Genomic DNA, 15,341 nt, shown 5'->3' on the forward strand with positions numbered 1-15,341 from the left:
TCCGTCCAGGGCCGACACACCTGGCACGTCTTTCATGGGCATCCGGCCCTACACGTGCTGTCTTCGGGCGACCGGATGAACGACCTCGCCCACCTGCGCACCGCCCTCGAGTCCGCCCGCGACGCCCTCCCTCCCCCCGAGCACTTCCCGGAGGCCACCGACGCGGACACCGCCCGCCGCCTGCTGGAGCGGCTCCGGAGAGATCTGCTGCCCCGGCTCGGAGGCGCGGACGCCCCGCTGCTGCTCGTGGCCATCGCCGGGCCCAACAACGTGGGCAAGTCCACCCTCTTCAACGCCCTGGTGGGCACGCCCCTCTCCCCCGCGCGCCCCGAGGGAGGCCTCACCAAGCAGTGCCTCGCCGCCGCGCACCCGGACACCTGGACGGGCTCGCTCAAGGACTTCCTCACCCGCCGCTACGACATCGTCCCCGTGTCCTCGGGCGAGGCCGCGCCGGTGGACCAGCCCGGGCCCTCCGGGCGCCTCTACCTCGTGCTCGCCGAGGCCGTGCCCCGGGGGCTGGTGGTGATGGACACGCCGGACTTCGACAGCGTCTACCGCGACAACCGCGAGCGCGCCGAGGCCCTGCTCGTCACCGTGGACGTGCTCGCCTTCGTCGTCAGCCGGCAGACGTACCAGAACGCCGCGCTGGTGGACTTCCTGCGCGCCGCCGTGGGCCACGGACGGCCCTACCTCCTCGTCTACAACGAGGCCACGCGCGAGGAGGTGGCGCGCGGCCACCTGGAGAAGCTGGCCTCGGACGTGGGCCACCCGCCCCTGGCGCGCTACCTCGCCCCGCACCAGCCGGAGGTGGAGGCCGGGGAGAAGCCGCTCGCCACGAATCCCTTGGACACCTCGCCCCCGCTCGCCGCGCTGCTCGGGGAGGCCGAGCACGCCCGCGCCCTCAAGGCCCAGGCCCTGGCCGCCTCGCTCCGGGACGCGCGCGCGGAGATGGAGCAGCTGGCCCGGGCCGCCACCGCCGCCACCCGTGAGCCGGAGCGCCTGCGCCAGCGGGTGCGTCACGAGCTGCTCACGGTGGGCCGGCACGCGGCCCTCAAGGCGGTGCCCGCGGACGTGCTGGTGGAGGCCTTCCGCGACGAGCTGGACGCGCGCAGCGCCTTCCACCGCTACGTGCGCCTGCCCTTCCGGGGACTGGCCACCGCCCTCACCTTCCTCTCGCGCCAGGTGCGCCGCTCCTTCACCGGCCCCGAGCCCGCGGCCGCCCCGGTGACCCAGCTCACCGAGGACACCCTGCGGGATGGGGTGCGGCGCATGGTGGAGCTCTTCGCCCCGGAGGTGGCCGCGTGGCATGGCGACGCCCGGACGCACGCGCTCCTCGCCGAGTCCTTCGGGCCCACCACCCTGGCGCGCCTGGACGAGCCCCTGGGCTTCGAGGCGCTCCATGCCCAGGCGGCGGACCGAGACAGTCTCTACGCCTTCTGCCGGGGCCTGGTGGCCACCGAGCTCCAGGGCGGCATGCGCGAGGAGCTGCTACAGACCCTCACCACGCTCGTCTACTCGGTGCCCTCGGGAGCCGCGGCGGTGGTGACGGTGGCCACCGGCGGCTTCGGCCATGACGCCGTCATCTGGGCCGGCACGCTGCTGTCCACGCCCCTGCTGGAGCGCTTCGTGGACCTGCTGGGCGCTGACATCCGCGAGCGCGTCACCTCCAAGTGGGCCGATGCCCACGGCGCCACCCTCGCGCGGGCCCTGGAGGAGCGCTTCTTCGCGGGTCTCCTGGGCCAACTGGACACGCGGGTCTCCGCCTGGGAACGCACCGCTTCCGCGCTGTCCGACACGACCCGGCGGATCTCCTGCTGAGCGCCCACCGTGTCAGACCCCCCAGGCATTCTGTGTCCAACCGCGACTCGAGGACCACAAGAGGCGGGTGGGAGTGCTTCGTACACGGGTTGTCGGAGGGAAGGATGGGGATGGTCGAGGGGAGCGCGCGCCGTGCGGTGCGGTACGCGTGAGGGCCTCAAGGACCGGGTTGACTTCAAACATAGGGTCAAAGAAATGACCTTTACGGTCCTGTTCCGACAACCTGATGCGTCGTATTCCGCCCTGCCTACACTGTAGGGTGGGTTCAGGTATGGACAAGAAACTGGCGAAGACGATTGGGGAGGCCGCCCGTTCGGCCCGTCTGCGTGCGCAGCTCACCCAGGCGGATGTGGCCGAGATGGTCGACCTGGTGACCGAGGTGTACGGGCGCATCGAGCGCGGCGGCATGGTGCCAAGCGTTCCGACGCTGCTGCGGCTGTGCCGCGCGCTGCGGATTTCCGCGGACGAGCTGTTGGGCCTTGCGGGACCGGATGGCTCGCTCAAGCTGGCCGAGCCGCCGAACGAGCAGGGCGAGAAGCCCGAGGTGCGCGCGGTGTTGCGCGTGCTGCGGCAGCTCGACTCCGGGCAGATCAAGTTGCTGGGCCGCCTGGCGGTCGCCCTGAAGAAGGAGTGACCGTCGAAGACTAGAGGCCGAGCCGGGAGCCGGGTACACTTTCGTCCCACCCCATACAGTGTCCCCGGCTTCAACTTGACCGCAGAGGTTGGTCGGGGAATCCTGCAGGCCCTTGTCCGTGCACCCATCCCGAAGAATGGTCGCCCTGGCGGCGATGTTGATGGTGGTCCTGGCCCCGGCGGTCCACGCCGAGGTGCTGCCCACCGTGGTCATCACCGGGGACCCGGTGGCCCCGTCGCCGGCCCTGACAGGAACGGGTCTGTGCGCGACGTCGCGAACGTCAACGGACCCGTACGAGGACTTCCCCCAGACCAACTCCGGATTCATCGGCGGGGTGAACTCCTTCCTGGAAACCGCGCCCAACTCCGCCAATCCCAACGCGCGTGTCACTGCGGTGCTCCGGACCCTGTTGGATCTGTCGAACAACAACACCTCGGGCGAGCAGAACGGCACCTACCTGAGCTACGGCGACTATGAGAAGTCGGTCCCGGGGTGCCCGGATGGTGGATGCGACTTCTTCGGTGTGAACCGCGCGGCGGCCTTCGCCACGCGTCTGCGCGGTTACCTGAACATCACCTCGGACATGGTGGGCCTGCCCGTCCACTTCGGGTTCTACGCGGACGATGCCGTCGCGTTCAGCATCTACGACAACACTCCCCAGCGTTACCAAATCATCAACCGGCCGCCGAGGCTCGGATTCGCGACCTGGCGCACGACCAATAGCGTCACCTTCACGAAGCCCGGCCTCTACCCCATCGAGGTGCTTTATGCCGAGGTCGGCGAGCACGCCGCGCTGGAGATGTCGGTGCTGGTGGGGACCTTCAACGACTTCGAACGGGCGGCGAACGAAGATCCGGTCGTCAGACTGCGGGGCGCGGGTTTTGTCCTGATGAAGCCCGCCGACCTCTACCAGACGGAGAGTGGACGCCCGTCGTACCCGGACCTGGGTCAGTGCCAGCAGTGCAACCGGCAGGACGCGAACACCGCAGGCAACAACGGGTGCGGCTCGGCCTACTACTGTAACAAGGCGGCGCTGTGTGCCCCCTGTGAATCGTCGCTCTTCTGCGGTGACACCTGCTCGCCCTGCGGGCCCTCCACGCCGCTGTGCATCAAGCGCAACGAAAAGTACACCTGCGTCCAGTGCTCGGAGGACTCGCAGTGCCCCAACGGTCGCTGCGACCTGACCACCAACCAGTGCCGGGGCTGCAACGACGACGGTGACTGCCGCTCCGAGGGCAAGGTCTGCGACCTGTCCCAGAACGAGTGCGTGGTGTGCAACACCGACTCGAACTGCCCCAAGGGCCAGGTCTGCAGCGCCGACCACACGTGCAAGGAGTGCGTCACGGACGCGCACTGTCCTCGCGGTCAGTTCTGCGCCGACAATACGTGCCAGACGTGCGGCACCCAGGACAGCTGCGCGGGCACCTCGTGCAACTGCTGCCCCGGCGGCCTCAAGTGCGCCTCGCCCGTCCCCGGCGCTTCCCCCACCTGCGTGGAGTGCACCGCCGACGCAGACTGCGCCGACGGCAAGACGTGCGACATCGCCAACGGCCGCTGCGTGGAGAAGGTCGCCGAGTGCAACACCTCCGAGCGCTGCGGCGAGCAGTGCGTGAAGTGCCCCTCCAACCGGCCCTTCTGCCTCGACGGCCAGGTGTGCGTCGAGTGCCGCTCCGACCTCGAGTGTGGTGACGGCAAGTTCTGCCTCAGCGGCGAGTGCGCCTCGTGCACCACCGACAAGCGCTGCGGCTCGCGCTGCGAGGCCTGTACCGCCGACGCGCCCTTCTGCCTCACGGACGGCACCGCCCAGGGCAGTTCCTGCGCGGGCTGCCTCCAGGACGCCGACTGCGGCCCCGGCGGCACGTGCGACCCCACCACCCGCACCTGCGGCACCTCCACCTGCTCGGTGAGCTGCGCCGAGGGCCAGGTGTGCTACGGCGACTCCTGCGTGGAGTGCTTCGCCGATGCCCACTGCCCCTGCGGTGGCACCTGCGACACCGCCACCAACACCTGCACCACCTCGTGCGACGCCAGCGACGACTGCCTCGGCGTCCAGCACTGCTCCGCCGCCACCCAGCAGTGTGAGCGCGGCCGCCGCAAACCCGGCACCGAGCCTCAAGGTGGCGCCTTCTGCTGCGGCACCACCGCAGACAGCACTCCCGGTGGCCTCGCCCTGCTGCTCCTCGTGGCCGCCTTCCTCGCCCTCCGCCACCGGGGCGCCGCATGAAGCGCTCTGGCTCCTTCGCTCTCGCGCTCGCCCTGGCACTCGCCGCCGCGTCCGCCTCCGCGCAGGACGCCCGCTTCGATGTGCAGTCCTTCCGCCCCCTTGGCGCACCCCAGGATCTGGTCGTCGTCGGCCAGTCCCGGCCCCTCTCGCACCTGTCCATCTCCGGCGGAGCCTTCCTCAACTTCTCGTTGGATCCCCTGGTGCTCGTCGCCTTGGGCACGCACTCCAAGGCCGTCAGCGTGGTGGGCAACCGCCTCCAGCTCGACGTCATGGCGTCCGTGGGGCTCTTCGACTGGATCGAGCTCGGCGTGGACATGCCCCTGGTGCTGGCCCAGGGCTCGGACAACCTGGAGGCCATCGGCACCGAGGGCGTCATCCAGTCCTTCGCCCCCGGAGACCTGCGCCTCACCGCGAAGGTGGCCGTGCCCGGCCTGCGCCGCGCCGCCGAGGGCTCGGGACTGGGCGCCTCGCTCACCTTCGGACTGGGCCTGCCCACCGGTATCCAGGATGCCTTCACCAGTGACGGGGACGTCACCTACACGCCCGGCCTGCTGCTGGACTACCGCTTCGAGTCGGGCATCCTCCTGGCGCTCAACACCGGCGTCTGGCTGCGTCCGGACCGCCAGTTCGCCGGCGTGCAGTGGGGCAACGCCGCCACCTTCGGACTCGGCGCCGAGGTGCCCGTCCTGCGCAGCAGCGGCATCACCGCCGTCGGCATGCTCACCGGCAGCATGCCCCTCGACAGGCTCCCCGACAGCGCGCTGCAGATTCCCGCCGAGTTCCTCCTCGGCCTGCGCTGGTACAGCTCCACCGGCCTCACCTTCACCGTTGGCGGTGGCGGCGGCTGCGGCTGCTCGCTGACGGTCCCCACGCTGCGCGTCTTCACCTCCATCGTCTGGGTGCCCGGGAAGACCCGCGAGTGGGAGGCGCTCGAGCGCTTCAAGGAGCCTCCCGAGCCACCCGTGGATCCGGACGGAGACTCCGTCATCGGAGAGGGCGACCGCTGCCCGAGCGTCCCCGGGCTCGTGGAGAACGGCGGCTGCCCGGACTCGGACACCGACCTCGATGCCGTGGTGGATCGGCTCGACCGCTGCCCGGCCGAGGCGGGCCTCGTGGACAACGGTGGCTGCCCCGACCCGGACGCGGACAAGGACGCCGTGGTGGATCGGCTCGATCGCTGCCCCGACGTTCCCCAGGGCCCGCGCGGCCGTGACGGTTGCCCGTTCGCGCACATCAAGGGCAACAAGATCCTCATCCTCGACCAGGTGCACTTCGCCACCGGCCAGGACATCATCCTCCCCGAGTCCTTCCCCATCCTCGAGGAAGTGGGGCAGATCCTCATCGACCACCGCGAGATTCAACGCGTGCTCGTCGAGGCCCACACGGACGCGCGCGCCAGCGACGCGTACAACTTCGACCTGTCGCGGCGCCGCGCAGCCAGCGTGATGAACTACCTGCTCGACACCGGCGTCGCCGTGGAGCGCCTGTGCTCGGCGGGCTTCGGCCGCAGCCGCCCGCTCGGGGACAACAACACCGAGGAAGGCATGGCGCTCAACCGCCGCGTCGAGTTCACCATCCAGCCGCCCGTCCAGGGTGCGATGCCGCCCTGCCCGCCGGATCCGTCCGCGGAGCAGGAACCGTCCTCGGCGAAGAAGGGCCGGCGGCCCCCCGCGGAGCGCAAGACCGCCGCGCCCCTTCCCTAGAGGAGTCCTCACGGCGACGGCAGCCGGTTCCACTCCTCACCGGTGAGGAGTGGATTCGCTCTACCCGGTTCCGCTGCTCAACCGGTGAGGAGTGGATTCGCTCTACCCGGTTCCGCTGCTCAACCGGTGAGGAGTGGATTCGCTCCAGAGCCCGCACGGTCGACGCCGGAGGTCGAGCGACCCCCGGCGGCACACGGTACCTCTGGGGTACGGAGAAGACGGCGCCCGGAGCGCGACGCGCCTCAGCGGTTCGCCGTCTTGACCTCGAAGACGACCTCGGCGGCCGCCTTGCGCCGGCCAGCGGTGGCTGTCACCACCGTGCGGCCCGGACCCACCGCCGTCACCTGCCCGGTGGACGACACCGTCGCCACCGACCAGTCCGAGCTGAACCACGTGACAGGCACGTCGCTCAGGGCGATGCTCCGGTTGTTGAACGTCCTGGCGCGCAGTTGCTGCACCTGCCCCACCTTCGCGAAGACGAGGTGCGTGGGCTCCACCTCGATCCGGGCGAAGTCCGAGCGCACCACCTGCACCTGGAGGGTGCGGCTCAGCGGAGGCACCGTGGCGGTGATGGTGGCCCGGCCGGGCGTCACCCCCACCAGCCTCCCGTTCTCCACACGCGCCACGGTCGCGTCACTGGTGCTCCACTGGGGCGGCACGTCCACCAGCGGCTTGCCCAGCTCGTTCTTCACCACGGCGGAGATGGGGATGGAGTTGCCGGCCAGCAGGAAGTCCGCTCCATCCACCCGGATGTCCACCACACTGGGGATGGACACCTGCACCTCCACCGAGGCCCGTGCCTTGCCCACCGCCGCGGCGATGGTGGTCTTGCCGGAGCGGCGCGCCACCACCACGCCGTCCGTCACGCTGGCCACCTCCGGCGCCGAGCTCACCCAGCGCAGCTTGGGGTTCTCCACCGGCTGCCCCTTGGCGTCGAGCGCGACGACCTTGAGGGTCATGGACTCACCCGAGGCATGCAGCGGCCGGTTCTCCGGCATGGTCAGGGAGAGGGAGTCCGGGGCGGAGCGGCAGGCCCCGAGCACGAGGACGGAGAGCAGGAGCAGGGATCGGGCGGACGGCAAGGTCTTCACGGCGGTAGGGGGAGCGGGCGGGCGCACGAGCGTGCCTTCCAAACGGAAGGCGCTCACGACTGTATTCCCATAAAGCCCTCACGCAATCATTCGCAAGCACATCTCCCGGCTGGCTGCCTGCTCTGCCGGGTGGAATGCACTTCCGGAAGCCGGGGTTCGCTCGAAGACGTACGTTTCTCCTCGGAAACCGGGGGTTCCGACCGTGATCCACCACGTCTTCTCGCTCCTGTCCCTCCTGCCAGCGGGCCCTCGCCGGGCCGCCGTCCGCAAGCTGATGGACACCCTCTGGAATCTTCGCACCACCACGGAGGTCGTCGGCCGGGAGAACCTCCCCGACGAGCCCTGCCTCTTCATCTGCAACCACCTGTCCAACGCGGACGGCTTCACGCTCGACCGCGCCCTGCGGCCCCGGCCCGTGTTCTTCCTGGCCGGCATCAAGCTCCAGGGCACCGTGATGACCCGGCTGGGCACCGAGGCCGTCAACACCATCTTCATCCGCCCCAACTCGGCCGACATCGAGCCGCTCAAGCGCGCGGTGGAGACGCTCAAGGCGGGCCATCCCGTCCTCATCTTCCCCGAGGGCGGCCGCAGCCGGACGGGAGCCCTCATGCGCGCCAAGAAGGGAGCTTCCCTCATCGCCCGGCGGGCCGGTGTCCCCGTCGTCCCCGTCGCGCTCACCGGGACGGAAAAGTTCATGCCCATCGATGACACGGACATGGGCCGGGAGCGGGTGCGCCGGGCCCACCTCACCGTCCACTTCGGCAAACCGTTCCGCATCGCCGAGCTCGAGGCCGAGGCCGCCCGAGCCGAGGACCCGCGTCAGGCCCTCGCCGACGCGATGATGCGGCGGGTGGCCGAGCTCCTGCCCCCTGAGTACCGCGGCGTCTACGCCTCCGCCGAGGAGCACGAGGACCTCGAGCCCCGGGAGCGCCCTGGCACGGAGGCATCTCCGCCCCCCGTCCGCTGAGCCCTCAGTCTCCCGCGTACCACTGCAACCGGCTCGTCGTCCCACCCGGGGCGAGACTCAGCGGCGGCAGGTAGAGCCCCAGCTCCTCGCGCTTCCACCACGCCCCCGTGCGCCGGTGCGTCTCCAGGTCCGTCATCCGGTAGTCGTGGAGGACGGCGCGGACATAGCGCGGCGGGTGCTCCGGAAAGGGGTTGATGGCGAAGAGCTTCAGGACGTCGGGAGAGCCCTCGAGAAGGCGCAGCACGAGGGCGAGCAACCAGGTGGGTGGCGAGCCCAGCGCCGCGAACCACATCTGCCAGTCCAGCCGGGGCTGGTGCGGGGCCACCTGCCTCGGAGCCCGGTTCAGGCCGCCCACCTTGTAGCGGAAGGTGTACTCGCGCCATGTCTCCCCATCATCCGAGCCCTCGAGGGTGATTTCGGGGCGGCGCACCGTCATCACCGCGAAGAGGCCATAGGGATTCACCGCGCGCAGCGGGCGGGCCCGCGCCTCCAGCCAGTCCAGCCACCGGGGCGAGCGGCGCGGCCGGTTGAAGCGGGCCAGGATTTCATTCGCGCCCAACACGAGGAACGGAAGGGCGACGAGCCAGCCCCCCACGGTGCGCCATGCAGGCCTCGGCTCGGCGGGCCGCGGGGACGCGAGCGGCAGGAGACGCCGCAGGGCCTCGTCGTCCAACATCCACAGGCCGAGCGCCAGCGACTGGGCATTGAAGAAGCCGTAGTTGCCGGTGGCGATGATGACTCCCTGCAGCCCGGCGAAGAGCCAGAAGCCGAGGAGCCGCAAGGGCCTCGGGGCGAGGGCGAGGAACGGGCCCGCCGTCTCCATCGCCAGCACCGACAACGTGGAGAGCTTCTGGAACCTTCGTGGCAGGTGGTGCGCGTACCAACCGCCCCGCGTGGGGAGCGGCGCCGTCTCGTAGTAGTAGTTGCAGGCGGTGAGCTCGCGCCACGTCTTGTCCCCAGACTTCAGCTTGGACACCCCGGAGCCCAGGTAGAGGCGGAACACGAGCGCCCGCCACAGCGCGACCTGCGCCGCGGAGGGCTCATGGCGCCCCGCTCCCGGCCTCACTCCCGCCGGCGCGGTGAGCATGCCGAGCAATCCCATCTCCAACAGCAGCGCGTCCCATTGGAAGGAGAGAAACTCCCGCCCCGCCGACACATAGGAGAGATAGAGGGCCCAGAGCCCCATCAGCGCGGCCTGGGGCGCGAGGCCCACCATCACCGCCACCGACAACACCTGGCCGGCGCGGATGCCACGCACCAGCGTCTCGTCGGACGCATCCAGCCAGAAGAGCGAGGGCACCAGGGCGTAGCGCTCGCGGCCCATCGCGGCCAGCCGCTTCGAGGAGACCAACTCCTGGAAGGGCATGATGCCACGCGAGCCGTAGAGCCCCCGCACCTGCCGCCCCAGCGAGGTGAAGGCGATGAGGTAGAGGCCGCCCAGGGCCCGGAAGAACACCTGGCGCACGAGCCGGTGATGCGGCGGTGCCACCGAGCGCCCTTCCAACATGCCGAGCCACCGCCCCACCCGCGTCCGCTCGCGCCGGCTCGGACGCCTGGCGGGCAGGGAGCGAATCATCTGGAAGAACGCCTTGGCGCCCTGGGGGCTGGCTGCTCGCATGGGGGCTCCTCCTCTCCGCGTCAAAGCTGGGAGTGCCGGGGATGAGGTGTCCACCCACTCCAGCCCCTCGCTCCGGAAGGGCCCGAGCGGCCGGGCCTCCACGCTCCGTGAAGAGGGGTGCCTAGCTTTGCCGCATGAGCGAGCCCAAGGAACGAGCCCACCGGACGGTGCAGGTGCTCCCCGGCGTCCACCGCTGGAGCGTCAAGGATGACCGCATCGGCGGCATGGACAGCGAGGCCTACGCCGTGGTGGCCGAGGACGGCGCCGTCACCCTCATCGATCCACTCCCCATCGACGAGAAGGCCCTGCGCAAGCTGGGCCGGGTGGAGGCCATCGTGCTCACCGCCGGCAACCACCAGCGCGCCGCGTGGCAACTGCGCAAGCTGTTCGGCGCTCCCGTCTGGGCCCCCCAGGACGCTTACGGTCTGGAGGACACACCGGACGCCACCTACGGCCCCGGAGACAACCTCCCCGGAGGCCTCGTGGCCTACCACACGCCCGGACCCGCCTTGTCCATGTATGCCCTCTGGCTGGAGCGGCCCCGGAGCGTCATCTTCCTCTCGGACCTCCTCACCCACTTCGACCAGGGCACACCGCGCTTCGTGGAGAGCGAGTACCAGGACGATCCCGCCCGCACCCGCCTGAGCATCCGGCGGATCCTCGACCACCTGCCGCTGGAGGTGCTCTGCTTCGCGCACGGCCACCCCATCCTGCACGACGGCGCGTCCGCGCTCCGGCGCGCCCTGGACGAGGACACCGAGGCCCCCGCTCCCTCCGAGCCCCTCTGAGCCTGAGCCTCCGACGAGGCAAAACCCGCGCCCTGAACCGCGCGCCCCTCACTCCACGCGAATCACGGCCACGTCGGGCTCGGTCTTCTTCACGGGCCCTCGTGCCACGGCGAGCTCTCCATTCTTCACCGTGCACGTGGCCTCCTCGGCGGGCACCACACGCACGGGATTGAGCACCTCGGGCCGGCCGAACTTCACCGGGCTGGTGGCGAGCATCAGCTCCTGCTTCTTCCCACTGTCGCTGTCGCTGTAGACGACGGCGATGCCCTTGAAGGGGGGCAGCTTCATCAGCAGCCGGTAGCCCCGCTTGCCGGGCAGCTCCGCGCGCTCGACCTGCAACGTCTGCTTGGGCGAGCCGAAGGCGGGGAACACCTGCCCATCGGCGATGCGGATGCCCCACTGCGCGGGCTTCTGCGCGTCCGTCGGCTTGCCGCAGCCGGTGAGCTCCTGAGGCGCCTGCGGGGCCAGCCACAGCTCCACGTGGTCATCGGCGAGCCACTTCGCGCTCGGGCCCGTCCACTTGTCGTCATGCACCTCGACGAGCAGCGTGTCCGGCGCCACCAACAGCGCCTTCAGGGCCGCGTCCTTCGGGTCATCCTGGTTGCCCAGCAACACGTGGCCCGCCTCGAAGCCGCACGCGCCGAGCCCCGCCGTCTTCCACCCGCCCTGGAGATACGCCTTGTCCACCTGCACCTGGGGCAGGTACGGCAGGAGCCTCTCACCGGGGGAGGCCTCGCCCGCCTCGCACGTGGACGCGGCGCGGGCGACCTCACCGCGCAGCGCCTCGAAGTCCCAGGACTCGCCATCCTCCTTCGCCTCACCCTCCGAGGGCACGGAGGACCGCCGCGACTCGCTCATCGGCAACAGCGGGGAGAGCTGCACCGTGCGCGACTGGCTCCACCGCTCGCGGCTGCCGCCCGTCTGCTCATGGGAGAAGAGGTTGTCGGTCACCGTCACCGAGTCCTGGCCCACGCCCGCGGCGCCATAGCCGTCATTGCACACGGACAGCAGGAGTTGGGCGGGCTGGCCGGAGCGCACCAGCCACCACTCGGCGGCCTCGCACTGGCCATTGGCCCGGGAGCCCTTCGCCTTGCGCCCGCCCGGCCCGAACTTGCGGCCGATGAACCCGCTCGACGTCTCCACGTCCGCCCATCCGAGGTCCAGACGCTTCACCTGCAGGGAGTTGCCCCGCGAGTCCTTGCCCGCGTCGAGCGTCTCCGCGACGGTGCAGGGCTCGCGCTTCGCGCAGAGCGGGTCCGACGAGGAGGCGGGTGGAGCGCCCAACAGGGAGAGCAGCAGCACGGTTCCGGTAGCGTTCATGGGGGCACAGCTTGCACCAACCCGCGGCCCCGGTTGAACCCTCCGTGCCCTGTCCCTCACCGCTTCGGGGGAGACACCACTTCCACCTGACGCGCCATCCAGTTCTCTCCCTGGATGACGTAGGAGGCCCGCACCTCGGCGCCGGGCTGGAGCGCCCGGAGCGTCGTGGACTGCCCGCCCCGCTTCACCTGGGTGTCACCATCCGTGGTGAGGACGATCTGCTTCCCATCCGCATCGCGCAGGTGGAGTGCACCGCCGCTGGCGCGGGCGACCGTACCGGACACCGAGCCCGTCAGCGGATCCTCCACGGCCTGCTCCGCCGCGGTGGACCCCTCCTCACGGATGTCGCGGGCAATCTCACGCGCCTGCTGACTGACATCCTGGGCCGTCTGGCTCAGGTCCTCGTGGAGCTTGGGGGCCTCCTCCTTCACCCGCTCGTTCACCTCGGAGGCCTCCTGCTTCGCCACCTCACCGGCCGCCCGCGCGGTACGGGAGGCGGCATCCGCCAGCTCGTCCGCCTGCTTCTGGAGCTGCTGCCGGGCCTCGGCCCTCTCCCCTTCCGAGGGTGAGCCGGTGGCCTGTGCCTCATCCCGCTCCCGACACCCCGCGCCCAATGCCAGACCCAGGGTCGCCAATGCTGCCCACGAGCGCCGTCGCATGTTCCGTCACCTCATCCGACGCGGGCCAGGAGGTCCCCGACCCGCCTTAGCCGCTCAAGATAGGCACGGGCCTCGGACGCGCTCCGGTGCCGGGGCACCCGCCCTCGGTGAGGAAGCGGACAAGAAAGAATTTCCCGGAAGGAAACCGGCCCCCGAGAGTGGTTGAGGCAGGGTAGTCGTTTCAGCTCACAACACCATCCGTCTGGCCCGCACCACGACGTCTCATCGAAGAGGCCACCATGGAGACCGCCCTCCCGCTGGACCAATACCGGCTGCTGGTCGAGCACGCCCCGACGATGGTGTGGCGCGCGGGACTGGATGGCCGGTGTGACTATTTCAACACCACCTGGCTCCAATTCACGGGGCGCCGCATGGAGGAGGAGGCCGGCGAGGGGTGGATCTCCGGCGTCCACCCGGACGACCTGCGCCGCTGCATGGACACCTACCTCACGAACTTCGAGCGGCGGCAGCCCTTCGAGATGGAGTATCGGCTGCGGCGGTACGACGGCGTCTATCGCTACATCTTCGACCGGGGCGTTCCCTTCACCGACGACACGGGACGCTTCGCTGGCTTCATCGGCAGCTGCGTCGACATCCACGAGCGCCGCGAGGCGGACCGGGCCAAGGCGACGTTCCTCGCCCTCGCCACCCACGAGCTGCGCACGCCACTCACCTCCATGCGGATGTACCTGGAAGCGCTGCGCCGGCAGCACCCGGAGGAGGAACCGGCGACGGGTGGCGCGCTCACGCGGATGGGCCTGCAGCTCGAACGGGTCGCCACCCTGGTGCAGGAGCTGGAGGACAACGGGCGCATCGAAGCGCAGATGCCGCTCCTCATGCGCAAGGAGGAGTTGGAGCTGGCCGGGCTCGTCCAGGCCGTGGTGGACAACCACCGGAACACCGGCGCGCTCCGGGCCCGGGGCCGCCAACGCCATGCCTTCGAGCTCTCCATCGCTCCGGGGACATACCGTGTCCTCGCCGACCATCAGCGTCTGGAGCAGGTGCTCAACCACCTGCTGGGCAACGCGGTGAAGTACTCGCCCAGGGGAGGCACCCTCCGCGTCACCCTGACCCGTGCAGCAGAGGGCTTCGAGCTGTCCGTCTCGGACCCGGGCATCGGCATTCCCGCCGCGGACATCCCCTCGCTGACGCGGCGCTACTTCCGCGCGAGCAACGTCTCCGCGGAGAACTTCCCGGGGCTCGGGCTGGGGCTGTCGCTCGTCAAGGACATCCTGGACGCGCACGGCGGCCGGCTCCGCATCCAGAGCGAGCAGGGGCAGGGAACGACCGTCACCGTCTTCCTCCCCGAGACACGGACGGAGGTGGGCACATGAAGCGCGTGCTCATCGTCGACGACGACCCGGACATCCTCGACTCGCTCACCCTGCTGCTCGAGCTCACCTACGCGGTCACCGCCGCGGAGGACGGTGCCGTAGCGCTGGAGCTGGTGGAGAAGCAGACGTTTGATGTCGTGGTGCTCGACCTGATGATGCCCGTGCTCGACGGCACCCGGGTCCTGAAGGAGCTGCGACAGCGGGGCATCCAGGTGCCCGTCATCCTCGTCTCCGCGCACCGGGACCTCGATGCGCTCGCGGCACAACACCGCCAGCTGGGCGCCTTCGCCTCCCTGCGCAAGCCCTTCAACATCCAGGAGTTGGAGCGGCGGCTCGAGGAGGCCTTGAATCAGGGAAGCCCGAGTGGCGGCACCTCGGGTGCTGGCGGCTCGGGCCACGGCATGCCCCCGTCGCGCGGCCCGACGCGGGGCGGACAGAGCTACCATGCGGCCCGGCTCGCGCACGGGCCGCCCTTCGTGCCGGACCCCGCTCAGTGCACCAACGCGGGCGGCTGGCCGTCCAGCACGCACAGGTTGGTGGTCTCCTCGCAGGTGATGGGGAAGAACGGGTCCAACGACAATCCCGAGCGCGGCTGCTTGCAGATCTCCGGGTCACGCACGCCATCCTTCTCGCACCGGATGGCCGGGAACACGCCCACCGCCTCGTAGGTGGCCGTGCAGTCTCCCTCCGAGTAGGTCAGCTCCGCCCACCACTGCGTGCCAGGAATGGCCGCCTGGCCCTGGATGTGGAGGTTGCTCCACTGGTAGCGCCGGTCCACCGTCGAGCCCGGGTCCGCGCTCACCACCTGCCGCGCCTCGGACATCTGGGGCACCACGCACTCCCCCGCCTGGTTCGGGTACTCGGTGCTGAAGTCCCCCAGGGCCACGGCGGAATGCGTGGGATCCGGGTCCTTCCCCTCGAGATCCGCCAGGGGTTTGGGCTTGAGCGCCAGCGTGGGCGGCACATGAGAACCCGGGACGCGGAAGGCCTGCGCGCCGAGGACCTCCGCCTTCTTCCGCGCGCACGTCCCCGTGCCCGTCTTCAACGTGTAGCGCACGGCATGCTCGCCGCGCCCCACCGTGCACTGGGGCAGCGGCTGCTCCGCGCCACATGCGCTCAACCCGGCCGCAAACCCGAGCGGCAGGAACCATGCAAAGGCTCGTCGTGTCTTCATGATGGATGGCT

12 protein-coding genes and 1 pseudogene are annotated in these 15,341 nt (G+C 70.3%); 8 read left to right on the forward strand and 5 right to left on the reverse strand.

Features of this window, described 5'->3' with window-relative positions; all coding sequences use genetic code 11:
- The first annotated feature begins 75 nt into the window (after positions 1-75).
- The 4 genes from NR810_RS10485 to NR810_RS10500 all read left to right on the forward strand — a co-directional run bounded on the left by NR810_RS10485 (position 76) and on the right by NR810_RS10500 (position 6,379).
- On the forward strand, positions 76-1,818 hold the full coding sequence (locus NR810_RS10485; RefSeq protein ID WP_257450889.1) for a GTPase: 1,743 nt from the start codon (positions 76-78) through the stop codon (positions 1,816-1,818).
- A gap of 271 nt (positions 1,819-2,089) precedes the next feature.
- Positions 2,090-2,452 (forward strand): helix-turn-helix domain-containing protein, encoded by a 363-nt coding sequence (locus NR810_RS10490; protein ID WP_204224720.1) that lies wholly within the window; start codon positions 2,090-2,092, stop codon positions 2,450-2,452.
- 118 nt (positions 2,453-2,570) lie between these two features.
- Entirely contained in the window at positions 2,571-4,676 is a 2,106-nt protein-coding gene (gene traA / locus NR810_RS10495) for an outer membrane exchange protein TraA (protein ID WP_326522496.1), read from the forward strand.
- Positions 4,673-6,379 carry an OmpA family protein gene (locus tag NR810_RS10500; protein ID WP_257450894.1) on the forward strand — a complete coding sequence of 569 codons (1,707 nt, stop codon included), beginning with the start codon at positions 4,673-4,675 and terminating at the stop codon, positions 6,377-6,379. Before traA ends, NR810_RS10500 begins: the two co-directional genes overlap by 4 nt.
- A 242-nt stretch (positions 6,380-6,621) precedes the next feature.
- Here NR810_RS10500 and NR810_RS10505 read toward each other — a convergent pair whose 3' ends face one another.
- Positions 6,622-7,527, reverse strand: coding sequence for an Ig-like domain-containing protein (locus NR810_RS10505; protein ID WP_257450896.1), 906 nt, complete (start codon positions 7,525-7,527; stop codon positions 6,622-6,624).
- A 145-nt stretch (positions 7,528-7,672) separates the two neighbouring features.
- Here NR810_RS10505 and NR810_RS10510 point away from each other — a divergent pair, with 145 nt between their 5' ends.
- Positions 7,673-8,437: a lysophospholipid acyltransferase family protein gene (locus NR810_RS10510; RefSeq protein ID WP_257450898.1), complete on the forward strand. Its 765-nt coding sequence runs from the start codon at positions 7,673-7,675 to the stop codon at positions 8,435-8,437.
- 4 nt (positions 8,438-8,441) lie between these two features.
- On the opposite strand, the gene NR810_RS10515 is transcribed toward NR810_RS10510, so the two are convergent.
- Positions 8,442-10,055, reverse strand: a complete 1,614-nt coding sequence (locus tag NR810_RS10515) for a lipase maturation factor family protein (protein ID WP_257450900.1) — start codon at positions 10,053-10,055, stop codon at positions 8,442-8,444.
- 134 nt (positions 10,056-10,189) lie between these two features.
- On the opposite strand from NR810_RS10515, the gene NR810_RS10520 reads away from it, so the two are divergent.
- On the forward strand, positions 10,190-10,843 hold the full coding sequence (locus tag NR810_RS10520) for an MBL fold metallo-hydrolase (protein WP_257450902.1): 654 nt from the start codon (positions 10,190-10,192) through the stop codon (positions 10,841-10,843).
- Between the two features lie 48 nt (positions 10,844-10,891).
- Here NR810_RS10520 and NR810_RS10525 read toward each other — a convergent pair whose 3' ends face one another.
- A complete protein-coding gene (locus NR810_RS10525) occupies positions 10,892-12,163 on the reverse strand; it encodes a hypothetical protein (protein ID WP_257450905.1) in 1,272 nt (423 codons plus the stop codon).
- Positions 12,164-12,219: 56 nt separating this feature from the next.
- Positions 12,220-12,822 (reverse strand): hypothetical protein, encoded by a 603-nt coding sequence (locus tag NR810_RS10530; RefSeq protein WP_257450908.1) that lies wholly within the window; start codon positions 12,820-12,822, stop codon positions 12,220-12,222.
- Between the two features lie 239 nt (positions 12,823-13,061).
- Here NR810_RS10530 and NR810_RS10535 point away from each other — a divergent pair, with 239 nt between their 5' ends.
- Complete coding sequence (locus NR810_RS10535) at positions 13,062-14,156, forward strand: PAS domain-containing sensor histidine kinase (RefSeq protein ID WP_257450911.1); 1,095 nt, start codon at positions 13,062-13,064, stop codon at positions 14,154-14,156.
- Positions 14,153-14,479 (forward strand): annotated as a pseudogene (locus NR810_RS10540) (response regulator); the annotation flags it as partial. The gene NR810_RS10535 and the pseudogene NR810_RS10540, both read left to right, overlap by 4 nt.
- A gap of 167 nt (positions 14,480-14,646) precedes the next feature.
- Here the strand turns inward: NR810_RS10540 and NR810_RS10545 are convergent.
- On the reverse strand, positions 14,647-15,330 hold the full coding sequence (locus tag NR810_RS10545) for a hypothetical protein (RefSeq protein ID WP_257450913.1): 684 nt from the start codon (positions 15,328-15,330) through the stop codon (positions 14,647-14,649).
- Between the last annotated feature and the right edge of the window lie 11 nt (positions 15,331-15,341).

The sequence above is a fragment of the Archangium lipolyticum genome (assembly GCF_024623785.1).
Lineage (GTDB): Bacteria > Myxococcota > Myxococcia > Myxococcales > Myxococcaceae > Archangium > Archangium lipolyticum.

Coding starts and splice junctions, on each gene's coding strand:
- NR810_RS10485 (WP_257450889.1), top strand. CDS start 76: ATGAACGACCTCGCCCACCTGCGCACCGCCCTCGAGTCCGCCCGCGAC.
- NR810_RS10490 (WP_204224720.1), top strand. CDS start 2,090: ATGGACAAGAAACTGGCGAAGACGATTGGGGAGGCCGCCCGTTCGGCC.
- NR810_RS10500 (WP_257450894.1), top strand. CDS start 4,673: ATGAAGCGCTCTGGCTCCTTCGCTCTCGCGCTCGCCCTGGCACTCGCC.
- NR810_RS10515 (WP_257450900.1), bottom strand. CDS start 10,055: ATGCGAGCAGCCAGCCCCCAGGGCGCCAAGGCGTTCTTCCAGATGATT.
- NR810_RS10520 (WP_257450902.1), top strand. CDS start 10,190: ATGAGCGAGCCCAAGGAACGAGCCCACCGGACGGTGCAGGTGCTCCCC.
- NR810_RS10525 (WP_257450905.1), bottom strand. CDS start 12,163: ATGAACGCTACCGGAACCGTGCTGCTGCTCTCCCTGTTGGGCGCTCCA.
- NR810_RS10530 (WP_257450908.1), bottom strand. CDS start 12,822: ATGCGACGGCGCTCGTGGGCAGCATTGGCGACCCTGGGTCTGGCATTG.
- NR810_RS10535 (WP_257450911.1), top strand. CDS start 13,062: ATGGAGACCGCCCTCCCGCTGGACCAATACCGGCTGCTGGTCGAGCAC.
- NR810_RS10545 (WP_257450913.1), bottom strand. CDS start 15,330: ATGAAGACACGACGAGCCTTTGCATGGTTCCTGCCGCTCGGGTTTGCG.